We start from the raw sequence: 3,165 nt of genomic DNA on the forward strand, positions 1-3,165 counted from the left end.
CGCCACTACCGGCGCTCCGGCGCCCGCGACCTCGCCCGGATCATAGAACACCTTGTCGATCTGGCCGCCGACCGGGGCTGTCACCACGCGGTCGTTCAGGGCCGAGCGGGCGTCGTCCAATTGCGCCTCGGCTGCTTCAAGCGTGGCCTCGGCGGCGATGCGCTGGGCGTCGCGGGCCGGCAGTTCGGCGACCTGAAGCTGGGCCTCAAGCTGGGCCACGCGGGCATTGGCGCTTTGCAGATTGGCGGTGTCGCTATCGACCCGCGCTTGCGAGATCGAGCCGCTGATCAGCAGTTGTTGCGAGCGCTGAACCGTCGATTGCGCCAGCTTCTGATCGGCCCGCGCCTGATCCAGCGAGGCGCGGATCACGTCGATCTCGGCGCTGCGGCTGCCGGTCGAGAGGTTCTCAAGATTGGCCTGCGCCACCGCGACCTGCGCCTCGGCCGATCGCAGCGCCGCCACCTGATGCGTGTCGTCGATGCGGAACAGAACCGCGCCCGCCGCCACCTGTGCCCCCTCTGAGGTGTCGATCTGCGCGATGCGCCCGGCGGCAGTGGGGGCGACATAGACATATTCGCCCTCGGCATAGCCATTATAGGCAGTGACGCCGGGGTCGATCAGGCCGGGGGCAATCGTGCCCAGAATAGCGATGATCCAGTCGGGAAGCGTGCTCATGTCGCGTCTCCTTTGGGCGGTTCCAGCCCGGCAAAAAGTATGGACAGGTGGTTTTCGACCAGTTTTTCCATCTGAAGCCCGCCTTCGGGTTCGATACCGAACACCCGAGACAGGATCATATGGGCCAGAACCGGCCCCATGATGGTGCGGGTCGTCAGTTCGGGGTCGATCGCGCGGATATGGCCGCCCGCGACGCCTTGCGCCAGCAGCGCCGTGATCGCAGGCAAGGCGCGGTCCAGCACCGCCCGGCGAAACAGGGCCGCGACATCGGGTGCGGCGGGGGCCTCGTGCAGGACCAACAGCGGCACCGCGCGGATTTTCTCGTCGCTCATCGCGGCGGCCAGCATGCGCAGGAATTGCCCGATCACCGGGCGCGGGTCGCCCTTATGCGCGGCGATCATTTCAAACGCCGCGCCGGTCAGCGGCCCGATGGCGCGGGTGACAAGCCCCTCTAACAGGGCGTCTTTCGACGGAAAATACAGATAGACCGCGCCTTTCGACAGGCCAGCGCGGCGGGCGATCTGTTCGACGGTGGTGCGGGCGTAGCCCTGTTCGGTGAACAGCTCCAGCGCCGCATCCAGCACCTCGTCAGGGCGGGCCTCGGCCCGGCGACGGAATTTCGGCCGTGGTGAGTCGGGCGTTTCCATTTGCACAAAATAACTGACCGGTCAGTTAGTAGCAAGCCCGCCGCGACGTTCTTTACCAGTTCAGACCTGAGCCACGCCACGGTCGCGCACGCTTTCCATCGACACATAGGTCGAGGTCGAGGCCACATGTGGCAGGCGCGATACGCTTTCGCTGAGCACCCGGCGATAGTCGCGGATGTCGCGGGTGCGGACCTTGATCAGATAGTCGAAACCGCCGGCGATCATGTGGCATTCCTCGAATTCGGGGATCTGGCGCACGGCGGCGTTAAAGGCCTGCAACGCCTGCTCGCGGGTGTCGGTCAGGCGCACCTCAAGAAAGGCCACATGTTCCAGCCCCAGCTTGCGCGGCGACAGTTCGGCGCGATAGCCGGTGATGACGCCTTCGGCCTCAAGCCGCCGCACCCGCGCCGTGACCGGGGTTTTCGACAGGCCGACCTTTTGCCCCAGTTCGATCATCGATATTCGACCGTTGCGGGCCAGTTCGCCCAGAATGGCCCGATCTATCCGGTCCAGATTGGGTTGGTCGGTCATGGCGATACTCCTGAAAACTTGATCATATTTGGTAAAAAGGGGCGCTAATTTCCAAAATACAGGCAAAAAGCATAGCTGATTTCGGATATTATGGGCTGAAATCACCTTTCAGGACAGCCGGAAATGATCCGCATTGATCAAAAATGGGACCGCAACAAACGCCGGGACGAGGCGCTGCTGCTGCGCGACCTGACCGCCAGCGCCGATCTGTCGCCCAAGGCGCGGGCTGCGATCGTTTCGGATGCCATCGGTCTGGTCGAACGGATTCGCGCCGCCAGCCGACCGGGTCTGATGGAGGTGTTCCTGACCGAATACGGCCTATCGACCGATGAGGGCGTGGCGCTGATGTGTCTGGCCGAGGCGCTGTTGCGGGTGCCCGACGCCCAGACCATCGACGCGCTGATCGAAGACAAGATCGCGCCCTCGGACTGGAGCCGCCATATCGGCCATTCGTCCTCGCCGCTGGTCAATGCCTCGACATGGGGGCTGATGCTGACCGGCAAGGTGCTGGACGAGGGCCAGCCGGGGATTTCCGGCACGCTGCGCGGCATGGTCCGCCGTCTGGGCGAGCCGGTGATCCGCACCGCTGTCAGCCGCGCCATGCGGGAAATGGGGCGGCAATTCGTGCTGGGGCAGGATATTGGCGCCGCGATGAAACGCGCCGCCGAGAAAGAGGCGCGCGGCTTTACCTATTCCTACGACATGTTGGGCGAGGCCGCGATGACCGCCGCCGACGCCGCCCGCTATGCCACCGCCTATCGCAACGCGATCACCGCGATCGGGGGCGCCTGTGCCCATGCCGATATCGCCGCCAACCCCGGCATCTCGGTCAAGCTGTCGGCGCTGCATCCGCGCTATGAGGTCGCCAAGTTTGACCGGGTCATGGCCGAACTGGTGCCGGTGCTGCGCGATCTGGCGCGTCAGGCCGCCGCCGCCCGCATGGGCCTGAACATCGACGCGGAAGAGGCCGACCGGCTGGGCCTGTCGATGCAGGTGATCGAGGCGGTTCTGGCCGACCCCCGGCTTGCGGGCTGGGACGGGTTCGGTGTGGTGGTTCAGGCCTATGGCCGCCGCGCGGGTAAGGTTCTGGACGAGCTGTATCAGATGGCCACCCGCCTTGACCGGCGGATCATGGTGCGGCTGGTCAAGGGTGATTATTGGGACACTGAAATCAAGCGGGCTCAGGTCGCGGGTCTGACGGATTTCCCGGTGTTCACCCGCAAGGCGGCGCCCGATATCAGCTATCTGGGCAATGCCCGTAAAGTGCTGGCGATGACCGACCGGGTCTATCCGCAATTCGCCACTCATAACG

Annotated in this window: 4 protein-coding genes; 1 reads left to right on the forward strand and 3 read right to left on the reverse strand. The window is 64.9% G+C overall.

Annotation, left to right across the window (positions count from 1 at the left end; genetic code table 11):
* The 3 genes from ABYW26_RS12510 to ABYW26_RS12520 all read right to left on the reverse strand — a co-directional run.
* On the reverse strand, positions 1 to 675 hold a 675-nt coding region (locus tag ABYW26_RS12510; RefSeq protein ID WP_372605238.1), incomplete at its 3' end, for an HlyD family secretion protein.
* On the reverse strand, positions 672 to 1,322 hold the full coding sequence (locus ABYW26_RS12515) for a TetR/AcrR family transcriptional regulator (protein ID WP_372605240.1): 651 nt from the start codon (positions 1,320 to 1,322) through the stop codon (positions 672 to 674). The genes ABYW26_RS12510 and ABYW26_RS12515, both read right to left, overlap by 4 nt.
* 60 nt (positions 1,323 to 1,382) lie before the next feature.
* Positions 1,383 to 1,853 (reverse strand): Lrp/AsnC ligand binding domain-containing protein, encoded by a 471-nt coding sequence (locus tag ABYW26_RS12520; RefSeq protein ID WP_372605241.1) that lies wholly within the window; start codon positions 1,851 to 1,853, stop codon positions 1,383 to 1,385.
* A gap of 123 nt (positions 1,854 to 1,976) precedes the next feature.
* Here ABYW26_RS12520 and ABYW26_RS12525 point away from each other — a divergent pair.
* Positions 1,977 to 3,165 (forward strand): proline dehydrogenase family protein (locus ABYW26_RS12525; RefSeq protein WP_372605243.1); only part of this gene is annotated, 1,189 nt, incomplete at its 3' end.

Source organism: Actibacterium sp., from assembly GCF_041584535.1.
Classification (GTDB): Bacteria; Pseudomonadota; Alphaproteobacteria; order Rhodobacterales; family Rhodobacteraceae; genus Actibacterium_D.